Source organism: Pseudomonas sp. MF6767, assembly GCF_016405475.1.
GTDB classification, from domain to species: domain Bacteria; phylum Pseudomonadota; class Gammaproteobacteria; order Pseudomonadales; family Pseudomonadaceae; genus Aquipseudomonas; species Aquipseudomonas paracarnis.
This window is the reverse complement of the sequence record NZ_JAEKCY010000014.1, coordinates 149,234-165,313: the sequence shown is the minus strand read 5'-3', so window position 1 is coordinate 165,313 and position 16,080 is coordinate 149,234. Positions and strand designations below refer to the sequence as shown.

Annotated in this window: 28 protein-coding genes; 10 read left to right on the top strand and 18 right to left on the bottom strand. The window is 56.4% G+C overall.

Going from position 1 to position 16,080, the window contains the following annotated elements:
• Both JFT58_RS21330 and JFT58_RS21325 read right to left on the bottom strand, forming a co-directional pair.
• A partial coding sequence (locus JFT58_RS21330; protein ID WP_198834562.1) for a hypothetical protein occupies positions 1 to 341 on the bottom strand: 341 nt, incomplete at its 3' end.
• Positions 342 to 432: 91 nt separating this feature from the next.
• On the bottom strand, positions 433 to 681 hold the full coding sequence (locus JFT58_RS21325) for a hypothetical protein (protein ID WP_198834564.1): 249 nt from the start codon (positions 679 to 681) through the stop codon (positions 433 to 435).
• Here JFT58_RS21325 and JFT58_RS30675 point away from each other — a divergent pair.
• Positions 662 to 1,729, top strand: a complete 1,068-nt coding sequence (locus JFT58_RS30675) for a putative phage abortive infection protein (protein WP_198834561.1) — start codon at positions 662 to 664, stop codon at positions 1,727 to 1,729. The two genes, JFT58_RS21325 and JFT58_RS30675, sit on opposite strands and share 20 nt — an antisense overlap.
• Before the next feature lie 56 nt (positions 1,730 to 1,785).
• On the opposite strand, the gene JFT58_RS21315 is transcribed toward JFT58_RS30675, so the two are convergent.
• The 12 genes from JFT58_RS21315 to JFT58_RS21260 all read right to left on the bottom strand — a co-directional run bounded on the left by JFT58_RS21315 (position 1,786) and on the right by JFT58_RS21260 (position 7,772).
• Positions 1,786 to 2,268, bottom strand: coding sequence for a hypothetical protein (locus JFT58_RS21315; protein ID WP_198834560.1), 483 nt, complete (start codon positions 2,266 to 2,268; stop codon positions 1,786 to 1,788).
• Positions 2,269 to 2,337: 69 nt separating this feature from the next.
• Complete coding sequence (locus JFT58_RS21310; protein ID WP_198834559.1) at positions 2,338 to 2,808, bottom strand: hypothetical protein; 471 nt, start codon at positions 2,806 to 2,808, stop codon at positions 2,338 to 2,340.
• Positions 2,805 to 3,047: a hypothetical protein gene (locus JFT58_RS21305; protein ID WP_198834558.1), complete on the bottom strand. Its 243-nt coding sequence runs from the start codon at positions 3,045 to 3,047 to the stop codon at positions 2,805 to 2,807. Before JFT58_RS21305 ends, JFT58_RS21310 begins: the two co-directional genes overlap by 4 nt.
• Before the next feature lie 7 nt (positions 3,048 to 3,054).
• Positions 3,055 to 3,618: a siphovirus Gp157 family protein gene (locus JFT58_RS21300; protein WP_076954162.1), complete on the bottom strand. Its 564-nt coding sequence runs from the start codon at positions 3,616 to 3,618 to the stop codon at positions 3,055 to 3,057.
• Positions 3,615 to 4,352, bottom strand: a complete 738-nt coding sequence (locus JFT58_RS21295) for a hypothetical protein (protein WP_166405630.1) — start codon at positions 4,350 to 4,352, stop codon at positions 3,615 to 3,617. Before JFT58_RS21295 ends, JFT58_RS21300 begins: the two co-directional genes overlap by 4 nt.
• A complete protein-coding gene (locus JFT58_RS21290; RefSeq protein WP_198834557.1) occupies positions 4,352 to 5,446 on the bottom strand; it encodes a hypothetical protein in 1,095 nt (364 codons plus the stop codon). Before JFT58_RS21290 ends, JFT58_RS21295 begins: the two co-directional genes overlap by 1 nt.
• 159 nt (positions 5,447 to 5,605) lie before the next feature.
• A complete protein-coding gene (locus tag JFT58_RS21285) occupies positions 5,606 to 5,800 on the bottom strand; it encodes a hypothetical protein (RefSeq protein WP_166405628.1) in 195 nt (64 codons plus the stop codon).
• Positions 5,797 to 5,988 (bottom strand): hypothetical protein, encoded by a 192-nt coding sequence (locus tag JFT58_RS21280; protein ID WP_076954166.1) that lies wholly within the window; start codon positions 5,986 to 5,988, stop codon positions 5,797 to 5,799. Before JFT58_RS21280 ends, JFT58_RS21285 begins: the two co-directional genes overlap by 4 nt.
• Positions 5,985 to 6,422 carry a hypothetical protein gene (locus JFT58_RS21275; RefSeq protein ID WP_166405626.1) on the bottom strand — a complete coding sequence of 146 codons (438 nt, stop codon included), beginning with the start codon at positions 6,420 to 6,422 and terminating at the stop codon, positions 5,985 to 5,987. The genes JFT58_RS21280 and JFT58_RS21275 overlap by 4 nt, the downstream gene beginning before the upstream one ends.
• A 145-nt stretch (positions 6,423 to 6,567) precedes the next feature.
• Positions 6,568 to 6,783, bottom strand: a complete 216-nt coding sequence (locus tag JFT58_RS21270; RefSeq protein WP_198834556.1) for a hypothetical protein — start codon at positions 6,781 to 6,783, stop codon at positions 6,568 to 6,570.
• A gap of 72 nt (positions 6,784 to 6,855) precedes the next feature.
• On the bottom strand, positions 6,856 to 7,095 hold the full coding sequence (locus JFT58_RS21265) for a hypothetical protein (protein WP_198834555.1): 240 nt from the start codon (positions 7,093 to 7,095) through the stop codon (positions 6,856 to 6,858).
• A gap of 425 nt (positions 7,096 to 7,520) precedes the next feature.
• On the bottom strand, positions 7,521 to 7,772 hold the full coding sequence (locus tag JFT58_RS21260; protein WP_019816745.1) for a DUF1654 domain-containing protein: 252 nt from the start codon (positions 7,770 to 7,772) through the stop codon (positions 7,521 to 7,523).
• Positions 7,773 to 8,015: 243 nt separating this feature from the next.
• Between JFT58_RS21260 and JFT58_RS21255 the strand changes: the two genes are divergently transcribed.
• A complete protein-coding gene (locus JFT58_RS21255) occupies positions 8,016 to 8,504 on the top strand; it encodes a DUF2846 domain-containing protein (RefSeq protein WP_198834554.1) in 489 nt (162 codons plus the stop codon).
• 174 nt (positions 8,505 to 8,678) lie between these two features.
• On the opposite strand, the gene JFT58_RS21250 is transcribed toward JFT58_RS21255, so the two are convergent.
• The 4 genes from JFT58_RS21250 to JFT58_RS21235 are packed head-to-tail and all read right to left on the bottom strand — an operon-like array spanning position 8,679 to position 10,642.
• Positions 8,679 to 9,335 carry a hypothetical protein gene (locus JFT58_RS21250; RefSeq protein ID WP_198834553.1) on the bottom strand — a complete coding sequence of 219 codons (657 nt, stop codon included), beginning with the start codon at positions 9,333 to 9,335 and terminating at the stop codon, positions 8,679 to 8,681.
• Entirely contained in the window at positions 9,328 to 9,669 is a 342-nt protein-coding gene (locus JFT58_RS21245; RefSeq protein ID WP_198834552.1) for a hypothetical protein, read from the bottom strand. Before JFT58_RS21245 ends, JFT58_RS21250 begins: the two co-directional genes overlap by 8 nt.
• A gap of 58 nt (positions 9,670 to 9,727) precedes the next feature.
• Entirely contained in the window at positions 9,728 to 9,955 is a 228-nt protein-coding gene (locus JFT58_RS21240) for a hypothetical protein (protein ID WP_198834551.1), read from the bottom strand.
• An 18-nt stretch (positions 9,956 to 9,973) separates the two neighbouring features.
• Positions 9,974 to 10,642: a LexA family protein gene (locus JFT58_RS21235; protein WP_019816751.1), complete on the bottom strand. Its 669-nt coding sequence runs from the start codon at positions 10,640 to 10,642 to the stop codon at positions 9,974 to 9,976.
• Between the two features lie 82 nt (positions 10,643 to 10,724).
• Here JFT58_RS21235 and JFT58_RS21230 point away from each other — a divergent pair, with 82 nt between their 5' ends.
• The 8 genes from JFT58_RS21230 to JFT58_RS21195 all read left to right on the top strand — a co-directional run bounded on the left by JFT58_RS21230 (position 10,725) and on the right by JFT58_RS21195 (position 15,976).
• Complete coding sequence (locus tag JFT58_RS21230) at positions 10,725 to 10,937, top strand: transcriptional regulator (RefSeq protein ID WP_019816752.1); 213 nt, start codon at positions 10,725 to 10,727, stop codon at positions 10,935 to 10,937.
• 50 nt (positions 10,938 to 10,987) lie between these two features.
• Positions 10,988 to 11,605 carry a hypothetical protein gene (locus tag JFT58_RS21225; RefSeq protein WP_198834550.1) on the top strand — a complete coding sequence of 206 codons (618 nt, stop codon included), beginning with the start codon at positions 10,988 to 10,990 and terminating at the stop codon, positions 11,603 to 11,605.
• Between the two features lie 130 nt (positions 11,606 to 11,735).
• Positions 11,736 to 12,584 (top strand): BRO-N domain-containing protein, encoded by an 849-nt coding sequence (locus JFT58_RS21220; protein ID WP_198834549.1) that lies wholly within the window; start codon positions 11,736 to 11,738, stop codon positions 12,582 to 12,584.
• A gap of 1 nt (position 12,585) precedes the next feature.
• Positions 12,586 to 13,563, top strand: coding sequence for a phage replication protein (locus JFT58_RS21215; protein ID WP_198834548.1), 978 nt, complete (start codon positions 12,586 to 12,588; stop codon positions 13,561 to 13,563).
• Positions 13,550 to 14,347: a hypothetical protein gene (locus JFT58_RS21210; protein WP_198834547.1), complete on the top strand. Its 798-nt coding sequence runs from the start codon at positions 13,550 to 13,552 to the stop codon at positions 14,345 to 14,347. The genes JFT58_RS21215 and JFT58_RS21210 overlap by 14 nt, the downstream gene beginning before the upstream one ends.
• Positions 14,344 to 14,814: a hypothetical protein gene (locus JFT58_RS21205; protein ID WP_198834546.1), complete on the top strand. Its 471-nt coding sequence runs from the start codon at positions 14,344 to 14,346 to the stop codon at positions 14,812 to 14,814. Before JFT58_RS21210 ends, JFT58_RS21205 begins: the two co-directional genes overlap by 4 nt.
• Entirely contained in the window at positions 14,811 to 15,398 is a 588-nt protein-coding gene (locus tag JFT58_RS21200; protein WP_198834545.1) for a recombination protein NinG, read from the top strand. The genes JFT58_RS21205 and JFT58_RS21200 overlap by 4 nt, the downstream gene beginning before the upstream one ends.
• On the top strand, positions 15,395 to 15,976 hold the full coding sequence (locus JFT58_RS21195; protein WP_198834544.1) for a hypothetical protein: 582 nt from the start codon (positions 15,395 to 15,397) through the stop codon (positions 15,974 to 15,976). Before JFT58_RS21200 ends, JFT58_RS21195 begins: the two co-directional genes overlap by 4 nt.
• The last annotated feature ends 104 nt before the right edge of the window (positions 15,977 to 16,080 follow it).

Genomic DNA, 16,080 nt, shown 5'->3' with positions numbered 1-16,080 from the left:
CGCTTAGGGATCGGCGCGTCGTCACGGCTGAAAAGCTGGTCGTGCTTCTCTGCGAAGAGAGTCACGCGGCCGCCGGTGCCAACGTGCATGGGCGTGTCGAGGCTGGTGTTTTCGCTGCGGGTACCGCGCTTGGTCGGCACCTTGTAATCAAGCTTGTGCTTGATCTTCACCTGGTGCGATTCGCCGATCTGGCTGAAATCCAGAGTGATCACCAGCTTCCCGGCCTTGCCATGGTCAACGACCCCCGCAGCTACTTCGGAGATGGCGTGACCGATTTGGCTGGCGAAGGCGCCGCCGTTGAGTTCTTCAAGAAACTCGGCTGTATCTGTTGCTGTGGACATGGCTGTTTCTCCGTGGTGGCCAAGAGGCCGCTGGGTGGTAGGCTGAATTGCGATTGGCGCCGGCGTTGTCGCACCTGGTTGTTGATGCGTCTCATGGGGTGTCGGAGAACTTGAAGCCGTTCTCCTGGGCGATCAGTGTCACGCGCTTGATGTGCATGCCGAGGTTCTTTGCTGCCACGCTTGCTGTAACGCCTTTGTCCGCGTCTGTGCGTACTAAGTCCGTCAGAATGGTCATGTCCTCGTTGTTCGGAAAGTCGGGGTAGTGATGGGCCAGGACCGCCGAGGGGAACGGCTCAATCTCGGCGAACCACGCGGCACGCATGCCCAAAGTAATGGGCATGGTGGCTCCTGGCCGGTATAGTCAGCGCTTTATCCAAATGGTAAGCACGATGGGATTTTCGACGCGGGTAAGGAAGCCGGACCGATGGGATTGGATGCGTAGAAATTACATCTACCTTCTTGGGTTACTAGCCTTAATTATTTCTGTAATGGTGGGCGCGTTAGTAATCGTACATTTTCAGTTCGGGTTAGATATTTGGTGGATATCAATTAAGCACCCGGAGACCGCGCAATATTGGGGTCAGCTTGGCGATTTTATTGGCGGTATTTTGAATCCGCTATTGAGCTTCTGCGCCCTTATTGCTGTGCTTTATAATCTTTCTCTTCAGAGAGAGGAGCTTGCTCTCGCTCGTAAAGATGCTAGAGATGCTCAGGATATACAGATCAAGCAAAGTGCTATTTTCAAGCAGCAAAACTTCGAATCAGTTTTTTTCAGGCTGCTTGAAGTGCACTCATCTCTTTCAAAAAGTATGAGAATCAGGGTGGGTGCTGGAAGCAACGCTAAAGTGTATGAAGGTGAAGATGCTTTTAGGCACCTTGAGTTAAAGTATCTCGGAGCATCGTATTTGGAGCCAAACCAATACATACCTCTGGATGATCAGCTAAAAGAGGTAAGAGAAAAATCGCAATTATTTTTAGACGACCACGTCGGGTCGGTAGGTCATTACTATAGGAATATTTACCAAATATTGAAATATGTTGATGGTTTTGGCAGTGCTTCGTTTGGCGCTCCAAACAAGCCGCCAGTTGGCATGGAAGTAAGGCGTGCATTGCGATCATATAGATCGCAGAGAAACTATGCGAACATATTAAGGGCGCAATTAAGTAGTAGTGAGGTTTCCTGTCTTTTTCTAAATTGCTTAGCTAAGCAAGGAGATGGCCTGAAATTTTATGTAGAGAAGTACTCTATGCTGAAAACAATAGAACGATCAGTTGTTGGGGATAATAAGGGTTTTTGTGATCTTTTTAATAAGCTTGCATATGCCGATTATGAGGAGATGGATATGCTTGATATTGTAAGCTTAATACGCTCAAGATATAAAAGTTAACGAATGGGCGAGGATGAACTGACTGATCCCCCATGTACGCATATGGGGCGAGACAATCATGAGTTGTCTTCTTTGGCGTTCATTTGAAGCGAATCGGCGAAACCTGCTTGCTGTAATTTGCGCGCCACGATTTGGGATACACAAAAATCGTGGCGCGGAATTACGAAGTAATCGGCGGACTTAACAGTGCCCAGCGAGTGAGCATGCGCGATCAGTCGCCAGATGGCAATCCGGCCCTTCGTCTCGCCCAACTCGGCGGTGAGCGCCGCCAACTGGTTACGCATTCCTTGGCGGAAGTAGTGGCGGATTATGTCGGGTGGCCCTTTGACCTTCGGCGGTGCCGGCGGCAGATCCTCGGCCTGGCCATTCAGCACCAGCAACTGGACCGCTTCGCTTACCTCTTCAATCTCATGCCAGAGCATCAGCTCGTCGAGCATCTGCCGGGTGCCGTACGGGACCGTGTGCCGCAATTCCTGCTCGCCCAGCTCCTGCCGCTTCTCGGCAAGCTTGGCCGTGCGTTCCTTCTGTTCGGCAGCCATGGCCTACCTCTTCTATTCCGCTGGCCGGCAGTGCTAGCCAGGTTTGACGTTTGCGTTGCTGGGCGCGGGCTACGCGGCGCATGAATCGACCTTCACCTGGTGCCAAGCGCCGAACGCTTCGAAGATCCGTGCGGCGTGCGCCTCGTCCAGCGACATCACTTCTGGAATGGCAATCCAACCTGAAGCCACCATCTGGCTTTGATTTGCCTCATCGCGCAGCTTCTTGTAGCAATGCTCGATCACATCTTCCAGGTGGTCGGAGAGGTAGACGCCATCGGGCGCCACCTCCACTGACTTGCTATAGCGGTCGCCGCGGGCGTCAATGCAAAGGGCGCTGAGGTAGATCGTCCAGCGGTGGGGGATACCGCAGACGGCCTGGCCAATCGTCCCAGGTGCGATGTTCTTGAGCGACTTGTAATTGATCATGCCCTGGCGGCCGCTTGGGTCGATGTTCACCACCGCAACGTGATTGGATGCCAGTAGCGAGCGGCACGACCTGGCGATTCGTGCCTGCAGGTTATGCGGCTTGCGCTTGCTCATAACGCCTCCGCAAGTTTGCGCAGCGTCTTACGCTCGGCCCGGGTGATGGGCGGCTTGCGGCGCTTGAGAATGGTCTCAGGATCGATCTTGTTGGAGCGCTTCGCCGGTGGCGGGTTGATCGCCGGGCTTTCGCCTAGGTAGATCGTTCCGCCAGCGGCCAGGAACTGCGCGGTGCGCTCCGATATTGAGTCGACGTGCTGGCGTTGCTGTTCGACCAGGCTGAGGTGATTGCTGATCATGGCTGCCTCACTTAATTCTGATTGAACTGTCGCCGCGTTCCAGGTGCGCCCATTTCGGCTCTTCGAGCAGCTCGTGTTCGGCATCTTCGCCGGCGGCCATACGCTTGCGCACCGCCTCGTTGTGATCGCGGATTTCCTTAAGTTTGGCGGCAATTGCTTTTTTGTCCGGGGCAATGCTCGATTTCACAGTGGTCAACTCGTCCGGCACCGCGTCTTCGTTGTCGACGATCACCCGTTCACTTCCCATCGCTAGAGTGATGGTGAAGAGCGGACGCTTGATCGACTTGATGTTGGCGGCTTCCATGTTCCGGCGCAGGTAGTCGCTGATCTGCGACACGCTGTTGGATTTGATCCGCTTGAGTTCGGCCAGGCGCTCGATTTCGCTTTCGATGGCTGTCACGTCACTTTCGATATTGCGGCGCAACATGACGATGTTGTCAGCCTTGATGTTGAAATCGCCTTGAACCTCGTCCATGGCGTGCTGCAAAGCCTCTTTCAGGCCTTCATCATCAGTGTCGGCCATGGCCTGAAGTTCGGCGAGTTTGCCGGTGAGTGCGTAGAGCTGGGTCATGCTGCTGCCTCTGCGCCTTTCTCAAGGCTTGCTTTGCGCTCTTCGAATGCGCGAGTGATACGGGCAATGAACGCGGGCTCATTGCGGCGAGTGGCTTCGCGGATGTATTTCACGTTCAAGGTCTTCAGTTCGTACGTAGTAACGGCCTTGCCGATGGTCTCAACTGCTGAGGCGAGCCAGTCCACGCGCTCCTGCTTCTGCCGAAGGATTTCTGCGTCCTTGTCGTCGGCGTTTGCGATCGCTTCCTCTTCTTTGAGTTGAGTGACGTACGCTTCGTCATCGAACAGCCCGAGGAACACGTCGGCGCTGAACCCGAGCATCGAAAGCGATTTCTTGATGGCGTCGGTAAGCGATTTTTTTGGCGCTTCGCCGTCAGTGGTCATGCCGTAGGTAGTTTTGTACTGGTACCGAGTGCAGCCGTATTGCTCGATCTCGCCGCGCTGGCCGTCCTGCATGAACCAGAGGGCGATTTTGACTGTGTGACCAATCTCGCGACCTATGCATGCGCGCTTGTCGCCTTCTCCGATGAAGATTTCATGACCCTCATCGAAGCGCTCTTCCACAATCCTCCAGCCCCAACCGATGCCGACCGGGCCAAACAACTCGGTGGCCTTCATGGCCATCGCAGTACCACTCAAGCTAGTGATGTCCTGGCCGTTGACCTTGGCTTTCTTGGTGAACCTGGTGTCGGTCTTATCGACCTTGTTCCAGATATGCATGTTTTGTTCGGACATCACTTATTCCTCCAGCCGTCAGCACGCTTGGCCAGTTCCTTGAAGGAAGCGGCTGGCAGCCTGTTCATGTATTTTTTGTTGTCGCGGTACCATTCTTCCAAGGCCGCCTTGGGCGTCTGGATGGCAACGACGTGCGAGACCTGCTGCTTGTATGAGGTCGAGTTGGCGACTTGCGAGTAATACGCGCCGCGCACAACCACGGTATTGGTCATTCCCTGTTTGACCAGGCTGTTCAGCTCTTCCTGGGATTGAACGGCAATGGCACCGGGGTGCTTCTGCTGGAACAACCTGTAGCAGGCCTCCCGTACAAGCTCGGTACTGCCGTACTCGACGTATTCAACGTCCGGGATGCCCGCCTCGATCTTCTCTGCCACTTCATCCAGGCGCCCGGTGTCGATCCAGGCGTTTTTGGATACTTGCTTCAGGTCCCAGCCGCTGACCGTTTGGCGATCGCGCTCAAGCTGCAGGTGCTCGGGGAGGATGTCGTAGCCGTAGGTCAGGTCTGTGTCGCAGACGAAGAGCGTTCCGACGTAGAGCTTCCCCGGCCGGGAGGGCAGAATGTGGCCGTACTTAGTGCCAATGACGTCGCTCATTGGCGGTTGCATGCGAAGGCACATGCTGCGGATTTCCGTTTCGTCTTCCTCGGTGAGGCCGGAGACAACGAACTCAACACCCTGATTCTGCCGATGCGCCGGCGTCTCATTGATGCACAACACTTCCGCGTCGAACTGGTCGCTATGCCGGAACTCCGGAACCCACTGTTTGTTGCCGTTCCAAACCTTCACGTCGTAGCCGTTCCGGGTAAGCACCAGCAAAGCGATTTTGTAGCCTTCGCCAAAGCTACCGATGGCGTCGGCGCGGTCGGCCTTTGACGTACTACCCAACACCAGAGTGCTGGCTTTCAGCTTTGCAAAGCGGCTGGTGATGAACAGTTGGCCGTCGGCGAAGGCGTATTCGAAAGGCGACTCGCTATCCAGCGCGTTCTGGACCAGCTCCCGGATGGCCTCTTTCAGACCCCAGTGGCGGACGTAATCGCGGGACAGGGGAAGTTCGTAGGACTTGGAGCGGATGCGATCTGCAATTGCTGCGAGCATGGCGATACTCCCGCGCCATCCTTGCGGGGCGCTGTGAGGTGTATGGTTATTGGGTGATTCGATCAGCGAGGCCGCTGAGCAGCATCAGGAACGTAAAGAGGGCGAGGACAGGGAAGGCGCCGCGCCAGATGAGCATGCGTCGGGTGCGCTGGCGGGTTTTCAACGTCGGACCCTCACCGCAATCCGGCCACCTTTCATGGTCGGTGCCAGGCGCTGGGGCAGATCCCGCACCAGGTCCTCACGCTTGCGGCCGATGAGCTCGTTGAAGGGAAGGCCGAAACCCAGGATGGCGATGCGGCGCTCGATGTCGTCGAGCTGCTCGTCGATCAGCGATTTAACCGGTGCGGTGGTCATGCTGCCTCCTTACGCAGCCGGCTGATCTTCAGTAGCCAGGCGCTGTAGTGGTGGAACTCTTCGGCGTTGATGGCGCCGGTAGTGAAGTGGCGGACAATCAGGCCCTCAGTCAGTGACTCGGCAAGGTCTGTTGTGTCCGGATGCTCAAGCTCGAGCAGAGCGGTGGTTATCGCGACGTGCGGGCTCACAGGTCCGCATCCACGTCGTCTTCGGCCGCTTCCCGCTCCGCTGCTACAGCTTCGGCGGCGTAGGGCCTGAGCAGGTCCATGGCGATCTTCTCGGCGGCTTCGATGGGGCGGGGCTGGCCGATCAAGTCGGCGGCGTGGCCGCGCGAGTCCGCCTGGCCGCCGAGGATCGACGACAGGAACAGCCGAGCAAGTGAGTCGCGCTCGTCCAGGCCGTCGATCTGGCGTTGGTTCAGGTGGCCTTGCAGGTAAGTGCAGAACCGGTCAAACGTAACCGCTTGCGGCTGGCCGTGGCGGCGCTTCCACTTGATATCGACGCCGCACACTAGCTGTTCCGCTGAGTGTTCCAGCCACTCCTGTTCCGGATTGGCCTCGCTGACCTCTGGAGGCAACTGAGCGTCGTAACGCTCCTGGCATATCTTCAATGCTGCATTCATGGTCGCCTCCAAAGTGGCGGGTTGTTCACCTGTATTCGTCAACACTCATGCTTCCCGCTGGTTGCCGATGGGCGTGGGGGACGAGTGCTGACGGGTAGAGGCGAGGTGTTTAAAGCCCCAGTTAAGGGGCTTGAGGTGGGCGGGGTCAGACTTTGTAATGTCCGATGAACTCGGCGTGATCCGGCAATGAGGAAGAGTGGCCCCAGTCATCCGGGTTCTTTGGACCGAAGTCGCGGCAGTTCAGGCCGTGTCCCGAGGAGACCAGGACCTTTCCGCAAGGCAAGACAGCGTAGTGATTTTCGGTAGTTCTGTTCTCGTCGTTGGTGTAGGTGAGGAAACCTTTTGCCAGATCCTGTTTCATTTCGTCTTACTCCGGTGTTCGGTTGTTTTCCAAATGCCCACCGCTCTGGATGTGCATCAGCGAAAAGGTCCGTCACGCCAAAACGTTGTTGTCGTACTGCCGGGTGCCTATGTCGCAATGGCTATGGCCTTGGGCAATGGCGTCGTAGTGGTAGAACAGCGAACCAGTAGCGCGGCACTCTCCGCTTTCTTCATCAGCGATCACTACCGCTGTGATCCGAGTGTTGCGTGCGCTGCTGGTGAAGTGAGCGCTGTATTCACCCAGACGGGCGATGGTCTTTCCGTTTTCTTGAGTGCTGGTGAAGTTGAACATTGCATTTCCCTCCAGGGCTCGGTTGTCATCCCAAGCAGCCCTCGCAAGAAGGCTGCTCAGTGATGCTTTCCGCCGTGACCCGCATAACACCTGGCGTCGGTCTCCGGCTTGAATCAAATGTCACTCCAGCCGCGGGCCTTTCGGCTTGTTCTCCCGCTGGATAACTGTTCTTGGCGCTTTACGCTGCACGCCCGGGTCAGTTGCCAACCCTCTGAACCGTTTAGGCCGGTTCATCGCTGCCTTTGAATCTGGGCCGGTAGTGATCCGGCGAGGGGTGTAACCAAAGAGCGGCGGGCGGAGGCCCTTCGCAGTGGCTGTGTGTCGCTGCGATGGATTAAATATAAGCATGCTTATCTTATGCGTCAATAAGGATGCTTATATATTTTCATGCGGGCGATAAAAAGCCCGCTCAACGGCGGGCTCTTTTATGAGTCGCAGTACTCGCGCCAGCCGATCCTGACGGCGCCGTCATCTAGATGCTCGATCCTTATGCCGGCTGTGTCGCCAATATCCTGGATGACCCGGTGCCAGGCTTCAGGGCTTTCGTCGTCGCGCCTGGAAACCTCGACCAACTGAACCCGCTGGACACGGGGAGAGGCGATCAATCCTTGAAGGCGGCGACCCACAAGCTCGTAGGAATTTCTCGGTTTGGGTGTTGGGTAGGGTGCCTGGTTCATGCTTCGCTCCTTGCGAATACTGTATGTATACACAGTATTGATGCTGTCATGTGTTGGCAAGAGGGCGGTATGAAGTTTCATGCACAAATGCATAGGTTGTCCCCTGCCTGTCGCCTGTGCAGATTCTGCGAATGAGGAGCAGCAAGGAAGCAAGCGAAGCAAATACTGCTGTGACCCAACAAAGGATTTGATTGATAGCCCATCAGTGTTGATCATTAGTCGCTTAATTAGGATGGAGCAGTTATGACTCAAGCACGGAAGATCTCAGTATTCGTCTTATTTGGGCTCCTCAGCTCCTGCACGATGACAGGACCAAAATTCACGCCACTTGAAAACGTAGATTCTCAGCGTGGTGTTATCTATGTCTACAGGCCCAGTAACTACGATATGGGCCTAATGTCCGCCTTGATTTCCTTGGATGGAAAGCAGGTAGCATCTCTAGAGAACGGTGGCTACGTAGCCGTGCCTGTAGCACCAGGTGAGCACACGATCACTCAGAAATGGAAAGCGGGAATTCTGGGGAACTCCAATCTTGAGAGCGGCACCACCACCACTATGGTTGAGGTGCAAAGCTCGAGTGCCTCTTACGTCAGCCTCACATCCAGCGGCAAGAGAGTGGAGGCAAAGCGATTCAATGCGGTTGCGGTTGAGCTCAAATGGCAACTGAATCAAGTCTCTGCCGATCAAGCATTGCCCGAGATATCTCAATGTAGAAAGGTTGAGGCGATCTAGCTTTAATCGGAGCGCAATAAGGAAAGGCAAATTGCAGACAAAGAAAAGCCCGCGATGGGGAGTAGCGGGCTTTAAGGGATGATCGCTAGGAGCTGGGATAACCATAGGCGCTCGACTGTGAAAAGATCGTGAAAGCCCAGATACAAGAAGCCCGGCGCCGGGCCGGGCTGTTCGTTATCTAGCAGATGGTGGTGCCGACGCTGGAGGAGTAACCATGCTTTTCTGCTGAGCTTGTATTTGCTCAAGAAGCTTCCTGGTTTCGGTCGCTTGCTGTTTTGCCTCTTGCACCAGTTCCGAGGTTTCTCTTCCAGAATCAAATGCCGTGAAAGAAAGCCCTACTACAGCGACGATGGTGCCAACCATGACAGCGGTTGCGGACCAGATATTCGCCTTCATACCCTTGATAGGCTGTATTTCCAGTCGGAAGTCACTAACAGCCTGGCGCATGTCGCTTTGGAAATCGGCGATACGACGATCCATCCGCGCTTCAACAGCGGATAATTTGGCGTCCAGTTCTTCACGATTGATGTCACTCATAGCTTCAGTATCGCTCGGTTTTGGAGCGATGTCATCCGGACGGCTTTTAATCATGCTATCAACATCGGCAAGCATTGAATCCAGCGCTCGCCTTGCCTCTCTCATCTTTACCTGGCGACCTGACGCTGATCGAGTTTCGATAGAAGCCTTGCTGCCAATCACGCCTTCGCTGAGGTCAATTACTTTTGATGCTTGAGGGGGATGTGGCTCTCTACCTTCATACGCCTTAATAACGGACCAATCTTCTGCCGTGACGTTTAAGTGGTCAAAGTTAAAGCCGAATCCCTTACTCACCTGATCGCGCCGCCTTCCGCTTGTTTTCCTGAGAGATCATTTTCAGGAGAGTGACGGCCAACTCTTCAGCAACTTCAATGGGGATGGTCAGAGCTGCAATATCATTACGATAGGGAAGCGGAGTCTGTGGCTCAAGAGTGGCTTTTTCAGTATTGTTTGGGTCCGGAACAATCCGCTCCCCAGGTATCTCAAGTGAATCACGACCAAACGTTACGTGCAGTCTCGTTTCACCATTCCAGCTCATAGCCATCGCGGTGAACTTGTCTGCAAACTCATCAACGAATGAGCCAGACCGACGATGCTTGAGTATGCTCCCTTCTTTCGTGCTGCTCACTATCGTCTCCCTGTCTGGATTAATTTTCTACGCCATCCTACCGCGCCAAACGACGCGACTACTCGGGCTTGCTCCGACTTATCTGGCCAGCCTTCACTTCCTCCGCATACCCCACCAACCTGTCAGCTTCCTCATAAAGCGTACCCACCAACCCCATCAGGGCTATAGCGTCGTCATCACTGAGCTTTTCTGCGAGCTTACCCAGGTCGATACAGGACACCTCAAGGTTTGAGGCGATCGCCTTGAGGTCGCGGCGCAGTTGCTGGTTTGGCTTCGTTAGGGACATAGGCCCTCCTGAAAAGCATCAGTAAAACTTCTGCAGCGCCTGTACCACCACACCCACGATCCGGCAGTTCTCGTCGACCGCCTCGATGGGGTAGCTCGGGTTCAGTGGCTTCAGGAACAGCCGGCCGCCATCGCTGACCAGCTTCTTGAACGTCGCTTCATTGCTATCCGGTAGCTTGGCCACCACGAGCTTACCTGGTGCAACCTCAGCCTCTGTGTCCACAAGGATCAGAGTGCCCTCGGTAATGCTCTGGCCGGCGGGCGCCGTCATCGAGTCGCCTTTGACTGTCAACCAGAAAGCGGGGCCTTTGGCGTCGTACTCCGAAAACTCATACGTGTCCGAGATTCCGGTCGGGTAGGGCTCAACCGCCTCGGCCCAGGATCCGGCAGACACCCAACTGATCACTGGATAGCGGAAGCTCTGAGGATTCTGGGCAGCCAGCGATACGTTCGACTCTTCCTTTTTTGAGTCAATGACCATGGGGCCAATATCGTCCGACAGCCAAATAGCACTCACGCCACATATGTGGGCGAATTTTGGAAGGTGTGCGCTTTGAAGGTTCTTGCCTGTCTCCAACTGGGAGATCAGGGGCTGCTCAACACCGGAAACCGTCGCCAGTTTTGCCTGGGTCAGCTTCGCGTGTTTCCGCGCTTCTTTTAGACGTTCTGCAAGTGTGCTCATGCACATGAATTTATAAGTTCCCTTATTGGCTTGCAAATAAGCCTGCTTCTACATAGGATATAAGCAGGCTTATTAGGAGGGCGCTCATATGACCCCTATCGAAAGGCTCGTCGACTTCTTCGGCGGGCAAACCAAAACCGCTTTAGCGCTCGACGTATCCCAGGCGGCAGTTTCGTACTGGGTCGCGGGAATTCACCCAATGCGCGCAGAAAAAGCTTTCAGGGCTGAAGAGTTGACCGGCGGAAAGATCACAGCCCGTGAGCTGTGCATGCCCCAAAAGGGATCCCGATCCGCCGCATGACATCCCTGTCCCCCGTTCCATTGAAGCCAGATTAGAAGAGAGTAGTCGCCATGCATACGTCCAGTTCCAGACACACCGTACAAACCCGTGATCAGGTGCTGGTCGCCCACGCTGCAAACCAGATCGCACGCACCAGCTTGAGCCAGGACGACTTCGCTCAGGCGCTGAGCCGCGAGCTTCACCTGTCGTGCCCGGAGAAGGCCGTCGCCAAAGAGGTGCCGGACTTCGCCGCACTGACCACACAGAACGATGTTGCCGAGTTCGTTAAGGCGACCGGCCGCTGGCTCAAGCGTGTTCAGCGCTGGTTGTCCGGAGACCAGGAAATACCGTCATGGCTGGAAGAGTCGTGGGTTAACGCTCTTGAGCCTGAATACCGCGATCACTGCCTTAACGAGTTGGCGAGCCGCCACGGCCTGACCGGCGCCCGCCAGATGACCAGCGACCAATGCGCCAACAAGAGCTTCGGCGCGCTGATCCGCGCCCTGGGCGATGTGATCGACACCGGCAGCGAAGTCTTCGACGACCAGGTGATGTGCGAACTGGATCTGCCGCACTTACCGGCGTTCGCCAAACAGTGCCGCCAGGTTGAAGCGAAGGCGGGGGAGTTGGGGCGCCGTGCCGAGCAGTTGCTCGTTTCGGTCCAGCGAAATTTGAAATCTGTTTCCTGATTTCCCGCGCATGCGCGGAAATCGGTGCCCATCGGGTTCGCACTATGAATTAAGCGGATCTGAAGCCCAGGCACAAAAAAGCCGACGGTCGAGGTCGGCTAATTCGATAACACTTTGTGAGGCCGATTATATGCAAACCCCGCCACATATCAATAGCTCTACCAATCTCGCGCCACGTTTCTCGCAATCTGAAAACGTGGCGCACAATTCAGCAGTGATTCCGTTCGACTTCGACGGCGCCGCAATCCGGGTCATCACCGACAGGCTCGGCGATCCGTGGTTTGTTGCGCGCGACGTCGCTGACGCCCTCGGTTACTCCAAACCGGAGAACGCGGTGGCCCGTCACTGCAAGGCAGCGACCACTACCCCGAAACAGGGTGGTGGTTTCATGACCATCATTCCTGAGGGGGACCTGTACCGGCTGGTGATGAAGTCCAAACTGCCGGCCGCCGAGAAGTTCGAAGAGTGGGTGGTCGGGCAGGTGCTGCCGAGTATCCGCAAGACCGGCACCTTTTCTGCCCAGAGCCCGAACAACTCCAAGATCGTCGGCGAGCTTGCCATTTTGGAATGCTTCGACCGCCTGTTGAAGCCTGCCAACTCCAGCAAGATGCTGATGCTGGCCAAGATCGCCGCCAACAACGGCCTGGACGCCAAGTTCCTTCCAGGCTACGCCGTTGACGCCGCCCCTGACGCTGCTGGTGGCTCTTCGATGCCCACTAAGGCAATCACCGCCCTCATCAAAGATCACTCCATCGCAAGCACGGCTCGCGCCTTCAACCTAGCATTGGAGGCTCACGGTTTCCTCAAGGTTCTCCAGCGCAAAAACTCCAAGCAGGAGATGGTGGACTTCTGGTCCGTGACCGAGAAGGGCATGGCCTACGGCAAGAACCTCACCAGCCCTCAATGCCCCCGCGAGACGCAGCCTCACTGGTACGTGGATCGCTTCCTTGAATTGGCCGCTAAGGTCGGGAAGGCCTGACATGCAATACACCGTCACGATTAACCAGGTGAAGGCGCTGGAGTGGGGGCTGAATTCTCAGCAGGCCCTGCTGTTCGCCTTCGTCTACGGCTGCCCGAGCTGGACCAAGCCAATCAAAACTGATGACGGGATCTTCTTCGCGCTGAGCAAGGCCAAGATCATCGAGGAACTGCCGCTGCTCACTGATAAGCCGGACACCGCTTACCGCATGCTGAAGGCCTTGGAAGAGGCCGGCTTGATTGAGCTTTCCAGTACTTCGAACATCACGCTTTTCCGCCTCACAGAGAAGGCCGTCGAGTGGAATCAGAAGCTGGACGGGTCGGAAAAATATCCGACCCCACCAAACAACAAGGGTCGGAAAAAAATCCGATCTGCCTCGGATAATTCTCCGAGCAAGGTCGGAAAAAAATCCGGGCAAGGGTCGGATAAATCTCCGACAAATCAGGATACCAATCATCAGGGTACCAATCAGGACACCAGTCAGGACTTGCAGGACGCCGCCGGCAAACCGGCTCAGTCCCGCGGCTTGGTGGTGGTGGTTGACCGCACCGATACTCCCCGGGTCGAGATTCCCGCCGATATGCCGGGCCCCAAGGACCAGGCCTGCAAAACTTTCAAGGTCTGGGCGAACTACGCCATGGCTTACCGCAAACGCTACAGCGCCTGGCCGGTTTGGAACGCCAAGGTCGGTGGCCAGCTCGGCCAACTGGTTGACCGCCTCGGCGCCGATGTCGCCCACCACGTCGCAGCCCACTTCCTGAAAACCAGCGATGCAGTTGTTCTTCGCAAGTGCCACAGCCTCAACGAGCTACTGGCCAACGCCGAGAGCTACCACACCCAGTGGGTAACCGGACAGCGCGTTAACGGCACAACCGCCCGCCAGATGGAACGGACTGAGGCAAACCACTCCGCAGCGGAGCAAGCCGCCCAGATGGTTCTGGCCAAACGCCAAACAGGTGACCGCAATGAATACCTCTGAAATGAACGACCAGCAGGTCGCCGGACTGGCCGCCGCCATCTGCGCCACAGCCGAGGCCATGGGCCAGGAAATGAACCCAGGCACTGCCGCGATGATGGCCGAAGACCTCTGCGCCTACCCGGTACCCGTCGTCAAAGCCGCGCTGAAGGCATGCCGCTTCGAGGTGAAGGGCAAGCTGGCAATGGCAGACATCCTGCAGCGCGTCCAGTCCTCCGACGGCCGTCCCGGCAAGGACGAGGCTTGGGCTATCGCCATGACCACCAACGACGAATTCGAAACGGTGGTGTTGACCGACGAGATCCAACTGGCCCTGGCCGCTGCGAAACCGATCTTGGATGGCGGCGACAAAATCGGCGCGCGCATGGCGTTCATCGACGCTTACCAGCGGTTCGTGAGCAAGGCTCGCGAGGATGCGAAACCGGTCAACTGGCACGTGTCCGTGGGTTTCGATGCCAATCGCCGTATCCAGGCTGTGACCAAGGCGATGGAGTTGAAGCGAATCCCGCGCGAACACGCCCATAAGTACCTAGAGGACCTGAGCGTCGAGCCGATCAGCGAGGATGGTCGGGCCATCGCGGGTTTGCTAACCGGCACCGTTACGCGGCCAGCGCCCGCGCTTCGCCAGAAGCTCGAACTGGTGAAGAACTCCATGCTGGAGATGCGTAAGGCCAGTACCGAGCGGAAAACCGAAATGCGGATTGATGCAGCGAATGGATTGGCTGATCGTCGAGCGCTGCTGATCAAGCAGGTCCGAGAGCTGGAAGCGAAGAGGGCGGCGCAATGACCGACAAGATCAGCGTCAACTGCCAGGCCAAGCTCTCCGAGGCCATCACCAGCCTGACTGCCATGTATCGCGACAAGAAGTTCGTGGTGGTTTCCCTGCGACCTGGCAAGGATCGCACCCTGGATCAGAACGCCTTGTGGTTTGCGATGTACAAGCGCATCGCAGAGATGACCCAGATCGGCGATGCGGCCGACACCCGCCGTTACTGCAAGCTGCACTTCGGTGTGCAGATCCTACTGAACGAGGACGCTGGATTCCAAGCCGATTGGTACCGAGTCATGCGTCACCTTCCATATGAAACGAAGCTGGCCATGATGGGGGAGTGTCATTTGTTCGGCCCTGATGGCTTCCCGGTTACCAGCCTGTTTAATCGCACCCAGGGCATCAATTACACCGACCGCATCGCCACCTATTTCACAGGCCAAGGTGTGGTTTTCACTGATCTGCTCAGCAAGGAGGCTGCATGATCGCCAAGCAACCAAAACCGCGTCGCCCGAAGAAGTGCAGTGTCTCTTCTTGTAAGGCATCTTTTATCCCGCGCGAGAGCTTTCAAACCTGGTGCTCTCCTGACTGCGCTGTAGCTATTGCCCGCGATAGGCAGCAGAGGAAACGTAAGGCACTGGCTCAGGTCGAGCGCCGCGAGATCAAGGTACGCAAGGAAAAGCTGAAGAGTAGGGCGGACCACCTCAAAGATACCCAGCACGCATTCAACGCATGGGTGCGTGCCCGTGATGCGGCACTGCCATGCATCAGCTGCGGCCGACACCATGAAGGTCAGTATCACGCAGGCCATTACCGCACTGTAGGAGCGAACCCAGAGCTGAGGTTTGAACCGCTCAACGCCTGGAAGCAGTGCGCCCCGTGCAATAACCACCTCTCGGGAAACCTCATCAATTACCGAATCTCGCTCCTACAGAGAATTGGCGAGGAAAAGGTGGCATGGCTTGAAGGCCCTCATGAGGCCAAGAAATACACCGTGGAAGAGCTGAAGGCGATGACCGCCGAATACCGGGCAAAGACCAGAGAACTGAAAAAGGGGCAGGCAGCATGAAGATCAACTCAGCGCGCCAGGCGTGGCATGACTGCAACTACAACCCCGCGCCTGGTCAGTCCTCAGATGCCGCGGAACTTGGGGTGGTGGTGCAGAGCAGCGAGCGGGGGCCTACGGCAAATCATGCGGTGCACGGTGCTTTGGCTGGCCATATCCAGTCGGCGATAGCGCGTCTCCATTACCAGTTGCGGGCCTTCGGCAACGCCATGTACGCGGCAGAGCCAACCGATGATGATCGGGAGGAGGCGGAAGATGCGGTTTTCCACCTAGCGTGCTCTCGGGTAGAGCGCATGACTTCCAGTAAGCGTGAACGTGCCGCGTACGTCGCAAAGGGCGTGTTTCGCCGGTATCGATATATGCACCAGGGGGGGCAGTCTTCCAATCCTGACCCGCTCATCAAACCAGAGATCTTTCGTACATGGGTGGAAGGGGAGTACGGCATCAAGCTCTCCTCAGCAGCTTGGGGGAGGGATTGGGAGCCCTTCGTGCAACTCTGCTTCGATGCCTGCTACGACATCGACGCCAAAGCACTGAGCCCAATTGGCGGGATAATTTACAAGATGAAAGAGGCCGCTTGACTTCCCGCACGGCTGAGGGCATTATTTCCCCACAGTTAGTATTTTGCCTTAGGCAACTTGTAATGGAAATTCAAGAAAACCCGGCCATCGAGTCGGGTTTTTTA